The 16,549-nt window shown below is 39.6% G+C and carries 16 protein-coding genes and 1 riboswitch; of the genes, 11 read left to right on the forward strand and 5 right to left on the reverse strand.

Annotation, left to right across the window (positions count from 1 at the left end):
• Positions 1 to 15 precede the first annotated feature (15 nt).
• Positions 16 to 1,155, reverse strand: coding sequence for a PepSY domain-containing protein (locus H5200_RS15465; RefSeq protein ID WP_182761800.1), 1,140 nt, complete (start codon positions 1,153 to 1,155; stop codon positions 16 to 18).
• Between the two features lie 300 nt (positions 1,156 to 1,455).
• Between H5200_RS15465 and H5200_RS15470 the strand changes: the two genes are divergently transcribed.
• From H5200_RS15470 to H5200_RS15485, 4 genes are all read left to right on the forward strand, one after another.
• Positions 1,456 to 2,070, forward strand: a complete 615-nt coding sequence (locus tag H5200_RS15470; protein ID WP_149982258.1) for a PQ-loop repeat-containing protein — start codon at positions 1,456 to 1,458, stop codon at positions 2,068 to 2,070.
• Positions 2,071 to 2,151: 81 nt separating this feature from the next.
• The gene (locus tag H5200_RS15475) at positions 2,152 to 2,979 is read left to right on the forward strand and encodes a hypothetical protein (protein ID WP_182761801.1); all 828 of its coding nucleotides are present in this window, start codon (positions 2,152 to 2,154) and stop codon (positions 2,977 to 2,979) included.
• Complete coding sequence (locus tag H5200_RS15480) at positions 2,976 to 3,461, forward strand: pilin (RefSeq protein ID WP_149982256.1); 486 nt, start codon at positions 2,976 to 2,978, stop codon at positions 3,459 to 3,461. Before H5200_RS15475 ends, H5200_RS15480 begins: the two co-directional genes overlap by 4 nt.
• An 18-nt stretch (positions 3,462 to 3,479) precedes the next feature.
• A complete protein-coding gene (locus tag H5200_RS15485; protein WP_182761802.1) occupies positions 3,480 to 4,268 on the forward strand; it encodes a PhzF family phenazine biosynthesis protein in 789 nt (262 codons plus the stop codon).
• A 59-nt stretch (positions 4,269 to 4,327) separates the two neighbouring features.
• Here H5200_RS15485 and H5200_RS15490 read toward each other — a convergent pair whose 3' ends face one another.
• Complete coding sequence (locus H5200_RS15490; RefSeq protein ID WP_182717521.1) at positions 4,328 to 4,570, reverse strand: hypothetical protein; 243 nt, start codon at positions 4,568 to 4,570, stop codon at positions 4,328 to 4,330.
• Positions 4,571 to 4,887: 317 nt separating this feature from the next.
• Between H5200_RS15490 and H5200_RS15495 the strand changes: the two genes are divergently transcribed.
• The 5 genes from H5200_RS15495 to H5200_RS15515 all read left to right on the forward strand — a co-directional run bounded on the left by H5200_RS15495 (position 4,888) and on the right by H5200_RS15515 (position 12,791).
• On the forward strand, positions 4,888 to 6,066 hold the full coding sequence (locus tag H5200_RS15495) for an efflux RND transporter periplasmic adaptor subunit (protein ID WP_182761803.1): 1,179 nt from the start codon (positions 4,888 to 4,890) through the stop codon (positions 6,064 to 6,066).
• Between the two features lie 15 nt (positions 6,067 to 6,081).
• Complete coding sequence (locus H5200_RS15500; RefSeq protein ID WP_149982252.1) at positions 6,082 to 9,252, forward strand: efflux RND transporter permease subunit; 3,171 nt, start codon at positions 6,082 to 6,084, stop codon at positions 9,250 to 9,252.
• A 135-nt stretch (positions 9,253 to 9,387) separates the two neighbouring features.
• A riboswitch (cyclic di-GMP riboswitch) is annotated at positions 9,388 to 9,480 on the forward strand.
• Between the two features lie 119 nt (positions 9,481 to 9,599).
• Positions 9,600 to 10,166, forward strand: coding sequence for a chitin-binding protein (locus H5200_RS15505; protein ID WP_182761804.1), 567 nt, complete (start codon positions 9,600 to 9,602; stop codon positions 10,164 to 10,166).
• Between the two features lie 102 nt (positions 10,167 to 10,268).
• Positions 10,269 to 12,344, forward strand: coding sequence for a S9 family peptidase (locus H5200_RS15510; protein ID WP_182761805.1), 2,076 nt, complete (start codon positions 10,269 to 10,271; stop codon positions 12,342 to 12,344).
• Positions 12,345 to 12,392: 48 nt separating this feature from the next.
• Positions 12,393 to 12,791: a hypothetical protein gene (locus H5200_RS15515; protein ID WP_182761806.1), complete on the forward strand. Its 399-nt coding sequence runs from the start codon at positions 12,393 to 12,395 to the stop codon at positions 12,789 to 12,791.
• Here H5200_RS15515 and H5200_RS15520 read toward each other — a convergent pair whose 3' ends face one another.
• Positions 12,792 to 13,265 (reverse strand): Dps family protein, encoded by a 474-nt coding sequence (locus H5200_RS15520; protein WP_145240248.1) that lies wholly within the window; start codon positions 13,263 to 13,265, stop codon positions 12,792 to 12,794. It lies immediately after the preceding gene.
• A gap of 353 nt (positions 13,266 to 13,618) precedes the next feature.
• Here H5200_RS15520 and H5200_RS15525 point away from each other — a divergent pair, with 353 nt between their 5' ends.
• Entirely contained in the window at positions 13,619 to 13,828 is a 210-nt protein-coding gene (locus tag H5200_RS15525) for a hypothetical protein (RefSeq protein WP_149982248.1), read from the forward strand.
• Here H5200_RS15525 and H5200_RS15530 read toward each other — a convergent pair.
• Positions 13,825 to 14,421: an alpha/beta hydrolase gene (locus H5200_RS15530; RefSeq protein ID WP_145240252.1), complete on the reverse strand. Its 597-nt coding sequence runs from the start codon at positions 14,419 to 14,421 to the stop codon at positions 13,825 to 13,827. The two genes, H5200_RS15525 and H5200_RS15530, sit on opposite strands and share 4 nt — an antisense overlap.
• A gap of 28 nt (positions 14,422 to 14,449) precedes the next feature.
• Entirely contained in the window at positions 14,450 to 14,986 is a 537-nt protein-coding gene (locus H5200_RS15535) for a YaeQ family protein (RefSeq protein ID WP_145240254.1), read from the reverse strand.
• A 303-nt stretch (positions 14,987 to 15,289) separates the two neighbouring features.
• Between H5200_RS15535 and H5200_RS15540 the strand changes: the two genes are divergently transcribed.
• Positions 15,290 to 16,447, forward strand: a complete 1,158-nt coding sequence (locus tag H5200_RS15540; protein ID WP_182761807.1) for a tyrosine-type recombinase/integrase — start codon at positions 15,290 to 15,292, stop codon at positions 16,445 to 16,447.
• Positions 16,448 to 16,549 lie beyond the last annotated feature (102 nt).

Here is a 16,549-nt window from a genome sequence, read left to right on the forward strand (position 1 = left end):
ATCGCTTTGTCTAAGTTAAGTATTTAATGCTGTCGCTGTTCGCCTTTGCTCGCGATTTCTTTGTGATTGTTTTTTACGGTTACGGCGGCTAAGCCACAAGTAAAAACCAGTGCCTGCAAGCCATACTGGGCTTAGGCCAATCACGCACCATAAGATTTTACTGAGTAAACCGGCAAAATATCCAAAGTGTAATTTTCTAAAGCTATCAATTACTTTCCAACCAATGCCGACTTCGCGAATATCCCAGTTAGCTATATGTTCACCGGTTTTTTTATCATAAGTAATGGTGTTGGCGTATTCGCTTGCCAGTGGATTGTTGCTATCAACTTCACCAAATAGCGTAATGTTTTCGTCAGGCTCCAGTGGCATAACTAAAAAAGTACCATTAAATGTCGGGATTTGTTTTTTGCTATCATCCAGAATGGCTTGAAAGTTAATGGTATCGCTATGTAAGTTTTTGGTGAGTATAAAATGCTGTTCTTCTGCGTGTTCGACTACTTCGTGATACCACACAGCCCAATTAAAGTAGCCGCCAGTGATCGCCAAAATTAAAATAATGGGTGAGCCAAGTACCCCTGTCATTTTATGAATATCGCTTAGTACAATTTGCAGCGTCGCCTTGAAGCGTACTGAAAATAAACGTTGCCAAAATTTACGATAAATTATTAAGCCTGTAACGCCGAGGATAAATAGAAAGATTGCAAAAAAGAACCCAAGGACGGTGCCTGTTTGGCCAGGTAGAGTTTTTAAATCGTTTAGCAAAAATGTGTAATGCAGTTCTAAAAACCAATCTGTGAAGTAGTGACTAGTGCTAACTGGCTGCGAAAGTATTTCGCCAGAATATTGATTGATATGAAATTTATACCAAGTGTCGGTACCGCGTTCGATTAAATAAACCCGATCAGCAGTATCATCATTAAATATTTCCCAACTACCTACTACATAGCTAGGAAATTCATGCTCAGCAACCGCTATTAATTTATCAATGGGTTTGCGTTCTGCGTGACTATCAACGACAAAGTGACTATCTGGCATGAGTAAGCCATCAATTTCACTTTTAAACACTAATACGCTGCCAGTTATACTGATCACAATAAGTGGAATCAAAGCACAAAGCGCAATCCAACTGTGTATTTTAAAAAGTGTTTTTCTCATAAGGCAAAGAGTCGTCAAAATTAATTTGTTGCATGATAACAATTATCAATGTTATTTCAATTCTATGCGATGAGATGTTTACTTACTAACGGCAAAGTGTCAGTCGAAACATGGAAACTGTAAGGTTAACTTGCCGCAGGAGTAGTGAGTTTATTTTGTACAAATGGTTGCTTGTTTTTATAGGACCTTTACAATGCCGCGCCTTACATAAAGCATATAAAAACAGTGGTTTACACTGACTTATTGTTTTGTTTATAAGTTGCTAACTTATTAATCAATTACTAACGAACGAGGTCTACTTTGGCGCATTACCTGCCTATTTTATCATCATTTATTTTAGTGTTTAGCTTTTTACCATTACTAAATAAAATTCGTAAAAACCGCAGTGTATCGGGGTTGTCATTATTAATGATGACCTTTGGGGTGGCGCAAAGTATTTATTTTATTGCATTTAATCTCTTTTTTGAACGTTACTACATGGTACTACCGTTTGTGGTGACCGGGTGTTTAAGTGGCTTAATCTTGTATTATTTTGCTCGATATAACGCCAAAACTAGAGAGCGAACTCAGTTGGCCGCTATGTTAGGTTTTTCACTATTACCGTTTTTACTGCTAGTAAACCCACAGCTAGAGACTGCTAATGTACTTACTTGGCTTACTTTTGTTGGCTTAATAATGAGTTCGGTGCGAGTCATGCCGCAAACCTATAAAACGCTGCGCAGCGGAGATATAAGCAACTTAAGTGCTCGTTATTTTAGCTTACAGTTTATTGCTGGTGTGTGTGGTTTATTTGCAGAATTAGCGATGGCAGCACCAAGTACTTCGCATCTTTTAACATTTGTGATGATCTTACTGACTAATGCTGCGCAACTTGGTTGTATTCAATATTATAAAATGCGCCCTGCAATAATATAGAATTGTTTGTTTTAAAAACAAGCGATTCCAAAGTTACTGTTTTTATGGCAAATTACCTTATCGAGATAAAAGGGATAAGGTATGAATTGGAATCAACTAGGTTACTTATGTCGATTATTTTCGCCATTAAGTAACCTTACACCTGCACAGAAAAAGCAACTAAGCAGTGCCGAGCATTTACGGGTTTATAAAGCTGGGCAGCACAGTAGTCAATTAGCTACAAAATTATCAGCACAGCTTATTGATAACCGTTGTGAACACGAGCAGCAAAGACTTGCGTTATGTTATGAACAATTACCAAATGCAATTAGTACTAACGGCTTTAAATACGGGAGCAGATTAAGCTATCTGGTATTTATTTTTACTGCTTTTATTATCATTAGTCTGATTTATCAGGTTTTTGTTATACCTTCCTTTTCAGCTGTATTGAGTGACTATCATGCTCAATTAAATAACTCGCTTAGTGATGTGGCAAAATTTTGGTATATATTTGTATCTCTACAAGGAATGCTTCTTTCATTAATTTTGCTCAGTGTTATACGCCTAAGCCAAATAGGCAATCTACTAAAAGCAGAACCATCATCAAGCTTTATCGATTTTATTATCCCCAAAAAAATTCGCCAGCAACACAGCGAGCTAATTGTAATACTTGAATTTCCTGTAAACGGGGCAAGTGAAAGTATTAGTTTCCCCGAGATTGAGCATTTACAAAGTTGTCAGTTACATGGCTTAGATATTAGTAAAGAATTTGTGCTTTTAATAAAGCAAAAGCTGGCGGTGTTTAATCAAGATGCTAAAAGGTATTTGAATAAACTCATTACTATTTTCACGATTACTTTAGTTATTGCGATTGCATTATTTTTGAAAGAGGCTTATCGGCCTATCTTCGCATTGGGAGAGATCATTTGAAAAATAAAGGATTTACCCTAATTGAGCTAATGGTTGTGATTGCTATCATAGGCATTCTAGCTTCTGTGGCATTGCCACAATACAGTAAATATATACAGCGCAGTGAGCTTGTAGACCCCTTAGCAATGGCTGCCGTTATACGAGAAGATGTAACGACTTTTTATTTAGAGCAAGGACGATTTCCATCAAACAATGAGGAAGCCGGTATACCTGCGAGTAAGTTTTTAATTGGCAATCGAGTAACTGGTATTGTCGTTGATGTTGGGGCTATTCATATTAGCCTTGGTAATAAAGCGTCAGTGCCTTTGCAGGGGACGATATTAACATTTCGGCCAGCTGTGGTCACGGGTAGTCCGGGCAGCCCTATAGCTTGGTTATGTGGCTACGATCAGCCAGTCGCAGGTATGCAAGCAATGGGTAAAAATAAAACCACCGTACCCAAAGATATTTTGCCATCATCGTGTAAAGAACTTAAATATTAAAATATTATAGGTAAATGAATGCAACTGACTATTCATCAAGTAGACGCTTTTACTAACGAATTATTTAAAGGCAACTATGCAGCGGTTATTGATTTAGATAATTGGCTTGATAATGAGCTGATGCTAAACATTGGCGCAGAAAATAACGTATCCGAAACCGCGTTTACTTGTCGTCAAGCTGATGGCAGCTACGCTATCCGTTGGTTTTCACCATTAATGGAAATAGATTTTTGCGGGCATGCTACACTCGCTGCGGCATTTGTGTTGTGCGAACAGCACAATATATCGCAAATTCGTTTTCAAGCTGCTGCAGTCGGTGAGTTAGTTATTAATAAAAATAGCGATGGCAGCTTTGCCATGACTTTTCCAAAACAAACTCCTTTTGTTACAACAGAAATACCCTCTGAGCTATTTGCTGGCTTGTCTATACAACCCGTTAAGGTGTTGAAAAACCAACAAGCTTACTTTGCTATTTATGATAGTGAGCAAGATGTGCTAGATCTTAAAACAGACTCTGCGCTGCTTAAAACATTGTTTCCGCTAGATGTAGTTGCAACCGCACCAAGCGCAAAATACGACTTTATTTCACGTTATTTTTGGCCTGCTAATGGCGGTGATGAAGATTACGTTACCGGCTCAATTCATACCGGTCTTGCGCCTTATTGGGCTAAAGAGTTAGGTAAAACCTCGTTAAGTGCTTATCAAGCTTCTAGCCGTGGCGGACATCTGTATTGTGAAGTCGCTGAGCACACAGTTACTGTAACTGGCCATGCTGTGCGCTATATGCAGGGCACAATATATTTATAATGACTATTTAATTGCTACCTTGCGGTAGTTTAATGGTGATTTGTGCGCCATGCGCTGTGTTAGCTAACTGCAGGGGCACTAATTAGGCGCTCATAGCGTGATGCATATTGACCATACACAGGCGTCATAATATCAATATCACCTTGTTGGACGGTCACCACATTGAGCGTACTCGCATTTAGCTGCGGCACAGCAGGTTGCACCGCAAAATAGCTGATGCTTGCTAGCAGTATTAGTGCGGCAACAATGAGGGCTATTTTAACTTTGTTTAGTTTTGTGGTTTTCTCAATATTAATATTCATAATCTACAAATCTACGTGGTTGATAGTGTAGTTAATGAAAGTTTGATGCCAGAAATAAATACTGTTTATTTTCAGTTGTTTAAGTATTTATATGGTGATTATAAAGTGATAGCTGTTCGATATCGAACACGCAGGTGTTCGGTTTTGAAAATAACAGCAGCCGCAGGAGATAGATTTATTATCCGAAGCTCAGGTTATTTAAATAAGGACTTTGAATCTTTTTGATACGGTTTTGTAACAGTTCCTTACAAATGTCACGTTAATGTTTCATTCAGCTCTGTTATTATGGCTTTAGTAAAATATTTAGGGGACTGATTATGCGAACAACGATATTAAAATGGGGACTTCCATTTGTCGCGCTTGGCTTAGGAATTGTTGGCTTTGTGGGAATTAATGCGATTGCCCAAGAGCCAGAAAAAAAAGAAATAGTCGACACTCGGCCGGTTGTAAAAGTTGAGCCTGTAGCTGCCAACGATCATCAAGTGATTATTAATAGCTATGGCGAAGTTAAGCCACTTGAAAGCACGCGTTTATCAGCGCAGGTGTCGGGTGAGGTTGTTAGTTGGCATCCTCACTTTGTTGCTGGTGGTATTGTTGCTCGTGGCGAAACCTTATTTACTATTGAGAAAGATAACTATGAAGCGGCGCTATTACAAGCCCAAGCTGAACTTGCTCAAGCAAAATCACAGTTAATCGAAGAGCAAGCACAAGCACAAGTTGCGGCGGATGAAGTAAAGCGCTTTCCTGGTAAAGAGCGTACTGCATTGTTTTTACGTGAGCCACAAGTGCTTAGCGCGCAAGCATCGGTTAAGTCAGCGCAAGCACGATTAAAGCGTGCGCAACGTGATTTAGATAATTGCGAAGTAACAGCTCCTTATGATGCACTGGTTGTAAGTCGAGATATTGGTGTAGGCCAGTATATAAATATGGGCACACAAATCGGTGAGTTAAATAATATTGAAACAGCCGAAGTGATTATTCCGATCGCTGGCTTTGACAGTGTGTTTTTACCTGAGCGAGTTAAAGGAATTACTGCAACGGTAATAAAAACCGGTTTACATGGGTTTACGCGTCAAGCTGTGGTTGATCGTGATTTAGGTATTGTTGATAGTGCTACTCGTATGAGTAGCTTAGTTGTTCGTATAGATGACCCGTATGGGTTAGTTAATAAACAGCAGGCAATTAAATATGGCAGTTATGTACAAGTCAATTTTGCTGGCACTATGCTTAATAATATCTATCGCTTACCGCAAGAACTGGTGAATAACCAAATGGTATGGATTGTTAATGATGAGCAGCAACTTGAGCCACGTAAAGTGAAAGTGATCCGCGAAGAGGGCGAGTTCTTTTATATTAGTGATGGCTTAGAGGCTGATGATCAATTAGTTATTACCTTACCTGAGTATCCGCAAAAAGGCATGGCAGTGAAAATCGCTGGTGTGCAGGATGTTAAAAAAGTTGATGCACTCGATAGTGCAACCACTGAAAAACTATAAAGGGTAGACTGCGTTATGAGTAACACTGAACTACCAAATACACCAGACTCAACGGTTGAAAAGCAGACCGGTATTATTGCCTACTTTGCTAATAACTCTGTAGCGGCTAATTTAATGATGGTTTTCATTATAGTAATGGGGATCATTAGTTTTTTAACTATCCAACGACAAATGTTCCCGAACATTGAAATTAATTACATTACAATTAATGCGAATTACCCTGGCGCTTCACCGCAAGAGATGGAAGAAAGTATCCTAGTTAAGATTGAAGAATCTTTAAAAGATATTACCGAAATTAAAAAAGGTGTATATCGCGCATTTCGTAATGGCGGCAGCGCCCAGTTAGAAATCAATACTGATGCAGAGCTCACCGATGTACTGGATAAAATTAAGTTGCGGGTTGATGGTATCGCTACTTTCCCCGCAGGCATGGAGCCGGTCACCATAAGTCAAATAGAGTTTCGCCAAGATGTAATAGGCATGACATTAGTTGCCGACCTACCACTGAATGAGCTCAAACCGATAGCTAACCGCATTGAAGATGAGCTATTACAGCTATCAAATGTATCACTGGTGGTCAATGATGTACCACTGGATGAAATTGCCATTGAGATTGAACCAGACACACTACGTCGTTACAACTTAACCTTAAGCGAAGTCGCTGATGCTGTTCGTCGTTATTCAGCCAACTTTTCAGCAGGACAATTAAAAACCGATGCTGGGGTTATTTCTGTTCGAGTTGAAAACCAACTGTATTCAGGTGAGGAGTTTCGCCAAATACCAGTAAAAATTGGTGATAACGGCGCTAAAGTTTTACTGCAAGATATTGCAATTATTAAGGACCAATTCACCGAAGGCGAACGTTACTTTAAGTTCAATGGTGAAAATGCCGTTTATTTATCAGTAAAAGCGACGGAAGAGCAAAGTATTATTCCTGTTGCGGATTCAGTTAAAGCGTTTATTGATCAAAAAAATAAAGACTTACCTCCGGGTGTCCGTTTAGAGCCATTAATGGATATGACCTATTACTTAAATGCTCGCTTAGATATGATGGTAAATAACCTGATCCAAGGTGCAATTTTAGTCGCTATTATGCTTTCTTTGTTCTTACGCTTTAAGCTTGCGCTATGGGTAATGATTGGCTTGCCGGTATGCTTTTTAGGCGCCATGATGATGATGCCGCTGTTTGGTGTAACCATTAATATCTTGTCATTATTTGCCTTTATTATGGTGCTAGGGATTGTGGTGGATGACGCCATTGTCATCGGAGAAAGCGCCTACACCGAAATAGAGAAAAAAGGCGGTGGAGTTGTTAATGTCGTTAATGGTGCTAAAAAAGTCGCAACCCCTGCAACCTTTGGGGTGTTAACCACAGTTGCGGTATTTGCGCCATTTACGTTATCGACAGGCCCTGAAAGTGCATTCTTTTTTGGGATCGCAGTCGTGGTTATGTTGTGTTTAATATTCAGCTTAATAGAATCAAAGCTTATTCTACCTGCACATATTGCCCATACTAACTTCCCGCCAATTAAACCAGATAGCTGGCGAGCACGTTTTAATAAGCGCTTTTTTGGTTTTGTAAATGGACCATATCGACGTTTTATAGTGCGTTGTGTAGAGTGGCGTTGGGCGGTACTGTTCTCGTTTATTTCATTACTGATCGTCACTTTTGCCTTGATTGCATCAAACAATGTGCGTACTGGTTTTATGCCGAAGATCCCGCATGACTATCCGCAGATCAACTTAGAGATGAATGATAATGTCTCTGATATACAAACCATTGAAGCAATTCGTGAAATCGAAGCTATGGTGATTGCCGTTGATAAAGAGACTGAGCGGGAATATGGTCAAAAACTAATTAGAGATGTACTCGTGTTTAACCAAGGTCGTACTGAAGCGCAAATACTCGCACCATTAGTTGAAGAGGATTTACGTCCTTATAACGCGTTTGAACTTTCTCGTCGTTGGCGTGAAGCGATGCCAACCATTGCTGGTGTTAAGTCGCTTATTATTTATGACGATGTGAATGCTCAAGGTGGTGGTGATGGTGAGTTTGGTTACTTGTTATATGGCTCAGATATCGACACTTTAAATGATGCCGGGCGTCGTTTTATTCAATTATTGCAACAACAAGACGGTTTGTTTGATATTAGCTCGACTATTGACCCTGCCAGCAAAGAAGTGCAAATGAGTTTAAAACCTGTGGCTTATGACCTCGGTTTAGACTTAGCCTCAATAGCAAATCAAGTTGGCGCAAGTTTTTACGGTGGTGAAGCACAGCGTGTTATTCGCCGTGGTGAAGAAGTGCGGGTGATGGTACGTTATCCAAAACTAACCCGTGAAGCGTTTTCATCGCTCAAGCATGCAGTTATCACCACACCGCAAGGTAAAGAAGTGTTACTTGGTGATGTGGTCGAGCTGACTGAAAAACCGGGCATTAGCTATATTCGCCGTGAAGGTGGTTATCGTACTGTGTATGTTTATGGCAATATCGATGAAGAAGTGATCGAGCCAAATGAAGTAATTACACAAGTAAAAGACAAGCTATTACCTCAACTAAAAGAAGAGTTCCCAAGCGTTAAATCAGAGCTTGGCGGTGCTATTGAAGAGCAGCAATCACAAGCTAATCAGCAAAAAATGTTCTTTTTTGGTGGCATGATTTTAGTATATATCTTGTTGGCTGTACCTTTGAAAAGCTATGCGCAACCTTTGATTGTAATGTCGGTGATCCCGTTTAGTTTGACGGGGGCTGTATGGGGGCATTATTGGTTTGGCTTAGATCTAACCTTAATGTCTGGCTTTGGTATCATTGCCGCAGCGGGTGTAGTTATTAATGATTCGCTGGTTATGACCGACTTTGTTAACCAAGCTCGCCGTGAAGGTATCGCTATCAAAGATGCGGTGATAGAGGCCGGTTGTGCCCGCTTTAGACCAATATTGCTGACATCAATCACGACCTTTGCGGGCGTATTGCCGATTATGTTTGAAACCAGCTTACAGGCTAAATTTGTAATACCTATGGCTGTAGCGCTTGGATTTGCAGTAATGTTTGCAACCTTAATCACGTTAATATTAGTGCCGTGTTTGTACATCATAATGAGTGATGTAGGTAAGGTGTTTAAAGCTTTATTTAATGAAATTATGCTCTTATTTAAAAGTAAACAAGGGCCGCAGTTAGATCGTTAGTTTCAATTTGTTACTACGGACTTTAAAAGCCAATACGTAATGTATTGGCTTTTTTATTTTTATATACCTTAGTATTGGTTTTTATTGGCGGTTACATTCTTTAGTTTGATATTTGAGCTATGTCACATTATACTCACGCTGTTTTGGCAAACTAATCGAAAGGTTAGGACGCAAAGTTTCCGGTCTAAGGTTTTAGTGTGCTAAAACTAAGATAGCGGGGCCGTTGCACAGGGTAATTTTAGCCTCACTGTGTGTCATCAGCCCTACAATATAGTTAAAAAGTATTTCTTTTATCCAATAAATACTGGATAGTACCTATTAGATGTTCTTAAGGTGTTGCTTTGTTTATGCATACGTCATTGGCCTGTGGAAATTGGATGCCAATAGGTTGTCTAAATCATCATACCCAATTATTTGTGGGTGATATGGTGACAGTGACTTTTTATGACACGCAAGGAGAGCTAGTCGATTTATCATTTCAATATGAAATTATCACCGAAGAACAAGGTGAGCCACATAATTGGCCGCGTTTTGTCGCGGAATATATTAATACCCATATACCACTAGTTGAAGCAGGAAGAATGACTGAGCAAGGTTTAGTGGTAGCTTATCGTTCAAACCAGATTTATGCACTTGAAGGCTGCGGGATTACTCGTGCGGAATTAACTTTTCAATGTATTGCTAAATGTGATGATTACCAAGCCGTTAAGCCTGCATATGACTATATCTACCCTGAAAAATGCAGTGTTTATAATGCGGGTGTAAAAGTGTTACAGCCAAAAACAGGCTTAATTTATAAATGCAAACCTTGGCCTTTCAGCCAGTTTTGCAATGTGAAAGAAGAAAATAATCCTCTTTATGAGCCCGGTGTGGGACAAAGTTGGGATTTAGCCTGGCAGCAAGTTTCCCCTTAATGCTATTTAGCATTTTTCGGCCCACTCATTGAGTGGGCTTTTTTATGCACTTTTGAAAATTATGTTAAACTCCAGCCATCGAAATTTTTTATTGGTTTTTCTGTGGCTCTATCAAACTTATCGTTGTCTTCACTTCCTAATGCTCCTGTTGCACGTAAACAGCCGCACACGTTAACAACACACCAAAAAATACGCATTGATGATTATTATTGGATGCGTGATGACGAACGAACAGAGCCAGCGATGCTGGCACATTTAGCCGCTGAAAATGACTATTGTGAACAGCAATTAGCACCTATTCAGTCTTTTCAGAAGCAGTTATTCGAAGAACTAAAAGGGCGTATTGTTAAAGACGATAATACTTTTCCTGTTAAAGATGGTCAGTATTGGTATCACTCTGAAGTACGTGGCGATGATGAATATTCTCGCCATTACCGTAGTCGTCAGATGGATGCGGCAGATAAGCAGCTACTGTTAGATGTAAATATACTTGCAGAAGGTTTTGAATTTTATGAATTAGGCGAGGTGGCAATTAGTCCTAATGAACAATTGTTGGCTTACTCTGAAGATACCGATGGTCGTCGTATCTATACCGTAAAGTTTAAAGTTATTGATAACGATGATTTACTTGAAGATGTATTAGAAAACACCGAAGGGCAAATCGTTTGGGCAAACGACAATAAAACGGTTTTTTACGTAAAGAAAGACCTTAAAACGTTATTAGGTTATCAAGTTTATCGCCATGTATTAGGTACTAAGCAAGCGCACGATGTATTGGTATATGAAGAGCAAGATCGAAGCTTTTTTATGGGGCTTGGTAAAAGCCGTGATGAGGGGCTGATCATTATTGATTTAGCCACTACAGAAACGAACGATACTTGGGTGCTAGATGCTGATCAGCCGCAAGGAGTGTTTACTCAGTTACTGCCACGCGAAGAAGGGCATGAGTTTGATGTTGATAAACTCGGCGATACGTTTTATATCGTGACCAATTGGCAAGCTAAAAACTTTCGTTTAATGACGGCTAATACAAGCACCATTGCAGATAAAACACAGTGGCTTGAGCATACCCCTCATCGTGATAGCGTTTTATTAGAAGGCGTAGAGCTGTTTGACGATTTCTTGGTGCTTACTGAGCGCGAGCAAGGACAAACACGCTTTGTGGTCATTAATAAGCAACAGCAGCGTATGACCTTAGAATTTGATGATCCTTGTTATTATGCTGCCATTGCAATGAATCCTGAGCATGATACGTACGTAGCTCGTATTTATTACTCAAGCCTCACCACGCCAGGTTCATTATTTGAAGTAGACTTAAATAATGGTGATAAAACTTTATTAAAACAACAGCAAGTATTAGGCAGTTTTGATCCGCAAAACTATGCCTCTGAAAGATTAATGGTAACAGCGCGTGATGGTATTAAAGTGCCCGTGTCGCTGGTTTATCGTAAAGATAGTTTTGCTAAAAATGGCACTAATCCACTGTTTCAATATGGTTATGGGGCGTATGGCATAACCATCGATCCGAGTTTTTCGAGTACCTCATTAAGCTTACTCGATCGTGGTTTTGTGTATGCCATAGCACATGTTCGTGGTAGTGAGATGTTGGGCCGTGATTGGTACGAGCAAGGCAAAAAACAACATAAGCAAAATAGCTTTAACGACTTTATTGATGTAACCAAAGCATTGGTTGAGCAAGGTTATGGTGCGCAAGATAAAGTGTTTGCTTCAGGCGGTAGTGCCGGTGGCTTACTAATGGGAGCGGTTGTTAACCAAGCGCCAGCGCTTTATTTAGGAATTGGCTGCCATGTGCCATTTTTAGATGTGCTAACCACCATGCTGGATGAGTCAATACCTCTAACTACCAATGAATACGATGAATGGGGTAACCCAAATGACCCTGCCTATTATGATGTGATTGCTCAGTATTCACCATATGACAATATTACCGCACAGGCATACCCACATATTTTAGTGACTACCGGTTTGCATGATTCACAAGTGCAATATTGGGAGCCAATGAAGTGGGTGGCTAAAATGCGTGAATATAAAACTGACGATAATATTTTGGTGTTTAAAACTGATATGGATGCCGGTCACGGCGGAGCATCAGGGCGTTTTAAAAGCTTGGAAGAAAAAGCATTAGAGATGGCTTTCTTTATCAGTTTGGCTGATTAAGTTTGATTTTCTATTCAATTGAGTTTCACTATGTTTGGAGGCACTTATATGTTTAATGTACATGGGCGCTGGGAATACTCAATTGAATCACCAACAATATATATCAAAGTGATTGGATGTTTTAATCGAGAAGGTATACAGGCTTTTACCAAGGATGTATTTGCTGATTTAGCAAAGTTGCCGCCTCAATCCATTGAATATGCGGTGATTAACTTAGCTGAGTTTGAATTAGCGACCGCAGATAGCTTGGCGGTTGCAACTGAATATTTTCATGGTGTTAAAGCGCGCGGTTATAAACGTATTGTTTATATTCAAGCAAGTGCTGTAGCGAAAAGTTTGCTGGAACATATTTGGCGGGGTAGCGATATGGATATACAATTTTACGATGATATTCCAGGTTACTTAGCTAAGCACCCGGAACATCTATATATTAAAACCTGGTTATGATTAATTTAAATATGCTTTAAGCATCCACACTAGCTTCTCTTGCTCAGTTATATAATCACTCATCAATGAAGCCGTACCTTCATCTTGTGCATCACTTGCTTGCTCTAAAATATCGCGCTGCATTTTAATTAGCGTGCTGTAACCAGCGAGTAAGTTTTCGACTGCTGCGACACCATCACTGATATTTTTTGCTTCTTTAATTTTGCTGATCTCTAAGTAATCAGAAAATGCATGCAGTGGTGCGCCATCAAGCGTTAAAATACGCTCAGCGACTTCATCTACTTTTAAAAGTAATAGGTTATAAATTTCTTCAAACTTGATGTGTAGTTCAAAAAAGTTGCGACCTTTAATATTCCAATGAAAACCGCGGGCATTCATATATTGAATTTGATAACTACTTAGCAGGGTATTGAGTGACTTGACGATATCTTCACTTTTCGCGCTGTTAAGACCAATTGCGTTTACCTGTGACATAACTTCTCCTTAATAAACTGATAAGATGTTTTCTAAACACTGAAGCAAGTATCAGCCATTTTTAGTAATCTGTAAAATGGTTAAAATCGATAACCTCAATAGATTTTACCTATTAGCCAACCTGCTGTAGTAATTAACTTGTTCGTACATACAATAGAGATGGGCTCCAATCTTTAAAAAACCACCCCAAAAATCAAAATAACCGCAAATCGTTTAATAAAAGCACAATAAGATGATCTAAAACAAGCTTTTATAGCAAGCTATTACATGGCGAGTGGTTATTTGATTTAGGTCAAAATTAACGTTTTTAGTCGGCGCATAATCAACACAGATAAATTTGATGGAGAGATAACATGCAGGCTAAAACACAAAAAGAAAGTAAAATGGAATTAGTTGTTATTGGTATAGCGTTGATTGCATTTGTAGTTGGCTTAGTCGGCCATTTAGCAGGAGCAAGCTTTGCTAACTTTGATACCTTTGGTTATATCGCAGCGCCAACACCACTGATCTTAGCAATCATCGCATTTGTTGCCTATAAAGTGGCTGCTAGTGCAGAAGATTAAACCAGCAACTCAACAATATAATTCATCACTTGGCGTGAGTAGATCATACTGGTGTGACTTAAATGAAACACTTTATGTTCTGCCATGCCTTTGAGTTTGGTTTCATCAATTAATACCGTGCCATCTGATTGACTACCTTTGGCAATTAGCGGCATGAGGCCGATCGGTAAATCGCCAGCAATACTATAAAGCTTGGCATTAAATGGCCAATCACCATTTTCGGTCAGTAAAAATTCCACACTGTTTTTTAAAAATACATCAAAGCCTTTTTGCTGCATTCTGCGGGCTATATGGCTGCCTTTATGCGGTGTGCCTAAAGTAATAACTTTTGTTACGTTTTGGCTTTGCTCTGAATTTGCAGCAAGGTATGCGCGCGCCACCAGTCCGCCCATTGAATGACAAACAAGGGCCGTATTTTTATCATTAATAAAATTATCAATCTGTTTAAAAATAGCGGCGCGATCGGGAGACAATGTATTGTAAGAGAGGTTGAGAATATCCAACCCAGACTTTTCGAGCTGCGAGCATAAAGGGCGCATTACAAAGCCAGACATATACAATCCGTGTAATACTACAACGCGTTTAACAGTCATACACCCTCTTAATCTATTGAACCTACAATTACATTAATTGTACTGGTTTTATTTCAATGTTAACTGAATCAGAGCTCACCCATACATCACCATCTTGAATGGTAATAGTCAGCGATATATTGCGATCAACCAGCGCTGCCAGCGCTTGAGTTGTAGCAAAATCTAAACTAAAAATACTTAAATTTTTAAACTCATACAATTTAGGTTGATGCTTTTGCCACCAAATTGCTTGGTTGTTTTCACCATAAGTGTATAGCACCACTTTTTTAGCTTTATTACAGGCTTTTTTAACACGCTTTTCATCAGGTAAACCAAGCTCAACCCACAGCTCGATCTCATCGCTATAGCTTTTATGCCACAGCTCTGGTTCATCATCAGCCGATAAACCCTTAGTAAATTCTAAACCATCACAGGCATTAAGTGCATAGGCAAGCAAGCGGATCATCAAGCGTTGCTCGGTTTCTGAAGGGTGTTGTGCCAAGGTTAAATTAAAGTCTTGGTATACGTTGCGGTCCATATCGCTTAGCGATAACTGCGCTTTAATAATCGTCGATTTAAGAGCCATAACAGTTTATTTAAAAAAATTTGCGTCAGTATAGCGCAATTAAGGGCTGAGCCAGTTAAAATAGCCCGAAATTATCTGTAGGAGTTAAAAATGGCTATCCAGTGGTTCCCTGGGCGCTTGTATTAACTTCCGCGCCGCTCCGTAGTGTTACTTAAACTCCATAAAAAACATGTGTTTAATCTGTTTTTATTCCGTATTTGTCCAGTCTAATCTTGTTGCTTCTACTATTTTTAGTACCCACGTTAGTACCCATGAGATTATGTTTTATATATACTAGTCTTAATCATCATTATGGAGCTTATTATGGCTAGGCCTGTAGTTCGTCTAACGGATAAGAAAATAAAATCAATTACTAGTACAGGCAAAGAACAAACGCTTTCTGACGGTGGCGGTCTTCAACTGCGTGTTTTACCTAGTGGTACTAAATCTTGGCAATTTAAGTTTAAAGATCCAATAAGTGATAAATTTAATAAATTACCCCTTGGGCTTTATCCAGCACTATCGCTTGCTAACGCACGTACTAAAGCTATTGAGTATCAAGAACTACTAGCGCAAGGTATTAACCCAAAGGCATATGAGCTTGCAAAAAAGCGAACAGAGAGCCGAAAAGCTGCGAATACTTTTTTAGCTGCTGCAGAGCTTTGGTTTGAACGAAAACAGCCTACTGTGACCGCTCATCACGCAGCTAGGGAATGGCGAACACTTGAGATGTATATTTTCCCCAAGTTGAAAGACACGCCTTTAGAAAGCATTACAGCGATTGATACCATTGAAATTCTCAGGCCACTTGAGGCTGACGCTAAGCACTCCACAATTAAGCGTATTTGCCAAAGCTTAAACCAGATCATGGATTACTCGGTAAATCATGGCTTTATCAATGCCAATCCACTAGCAAAAATTATAAAAGTATTTACTAAAAACACGGTTGAGCACATGGCTACAATAAGGCCTGAAGAGCTACCTGATTTTTTAACGGCTGTGAATAACTCTCAAACCATTCAGGACAAAACCAAGCTTTTAATTTTGTGGCAGTTGCACACAATGACTCGTTCAAAGGAAGCCGCAGGCACTAAGTGGGCAGACATTAATGTTGAAGAGGCTGTTTGGGTGATTCCTGCTGAAGAAATGAAGCGTAGAAGGGCTCACAGAGTGCCTTTAACGCCTGCTACCTTGGCAATACTTGAGCAAATGAAGCCATTAAGCGGCCACCATGAATATGTATTCCCGAGTGAGCGTAATGAAAAGAGCCATGCAAGCACCTATACGGTGAATGCAGCCATTAAACGTAGCTTGGGTTACAAAGATAAGCTGGTAGCCCATGGCTTGCGATCCGTTGCATCTACAGCGCTTCATGAAAAAGGTTACGATAGCCTTTTGGTAGAAGCCTGCTTAGCCCATGCAGATGAAAACGAAACAAGAGCGGCATACAACCGTTCTGACCTAAAGTATCCCCAGAATTAGCCTTTATATATCAATGAACTAATAGTATTAAAAAATGTGGGAAGCGAGGGAACATTCATGGTGTTTTGTGATCTTATGAATCGCTTAAAAACAACAGAGCTA

The sequence above is a fragment of the Pseudoalteromonas sp. SG43-7 genome, assembly GCF_014164295.1.
Taxonomy (GTDB): domain Bacteria; phylum Pseudomonadota; class Gammaproteobacteria; order Enterobacterales; family Alteromonadaceae; genus Pseudoalteromonas; species Pseudoalteromonas rhizosphaerae.

What these genes read in the sequence shown, in the direction of transcription:
- H5200_RS15515 (WP_182761806.1), top strand. Translation starts at nt 12,393, where the DNA reads ATGTTTAATGTACATGGGCGCTGGGAATACTCAATTGAATCACCAACA.
- H5200_RS15485 (WP_182761802.1), top strand. Translation starts at nt 3,480, where the DNA reads ATGCAACTGACTATTCATCAAGTAGACGCTTTTACTAACGAATTATTT.
- H5200_RS15490 (WP_182717521.1), bottom strand. Translation starts at nt 4,570, where the DNA reads ATGAATATTAATATTGAGAAAACCACAAAACTAAACAAAGTTAAAATA.
- H5200_RS15465 (WP_182761800.1), bottom strand. Translation starts at nt 1,155, where the DNA reads ATGAGAAAAACACTTTTTAAAATACACAGTTGGATTGCGCTTTGTGCT.
- H5200_RS15495 (WP_182761803.1), top strand. Translation starts at nt 4,888, where the DNA reads ATGCGAACAACGATATTAAAATGGGGACTTCCATTTGTCGCGCTTGGC.
- H5200_RS15505 (WP_182761804.1), top strand. Translation starts at nt 9,600, where the DNA reads ATGCATACGTCATTGGCCTGTGGAAATTGGATGCCAATAGGTTGTCTA.
- H5200_RS15535 (WP_145240254.1), bottom strand. Translation starts at nt 14,986, where the DNA reads ATGGCTCTTAAATCGACGATTATTAAAGCGCAGTTATCGCTAAGCGAT.
- H5200_RS15525 (WP_149982248.1), top strand. Translation starts at nt 13,619, where the DNA reads ATGCAGGCTAAAACACAAAAAGAAAGTAAAATGGAATTAGTTGTTATT.
- H5200_RS15530 (WP_145240252.1), bottom strand. Translation starts at nt 14,421, where the DNA reads ATGACTGTTAAACGCGTTGTAGTATTACACGGATTGTATATGTCTGGC.
- H5200_RS15500 (WP_149982252.1), top strand. Translation starts at nt 6,082, where the DNA reads ATGAGTAACACTGAACTACCAAATACACCAGACTCAACGGTTGAAAAG.
- H5200_RS15520 (WP_145240248.1), bottom strand. Translation starts at nt 13,265, where the DNA reads ATGTCACAGGTAAACGCAATTGGTCTTAACAGCGCGAAAAGTGAAGAT.
- H5200_RS15475 (WP_182761801.1), top strand. Translation starts at nt 2,152, where the DNA reads ATGAATTGGAATCAACTAGGTTACTTATGTCGATTATTTTCGCCATTA.
- H5200_RS15540 (WP_182761807.1), top strand. Translation starts at nt 15,290, where the DNA reads ATGGCTAGGCCTGTAGTTCGTCTAACGGATAAGAAAATAAAATCAATT.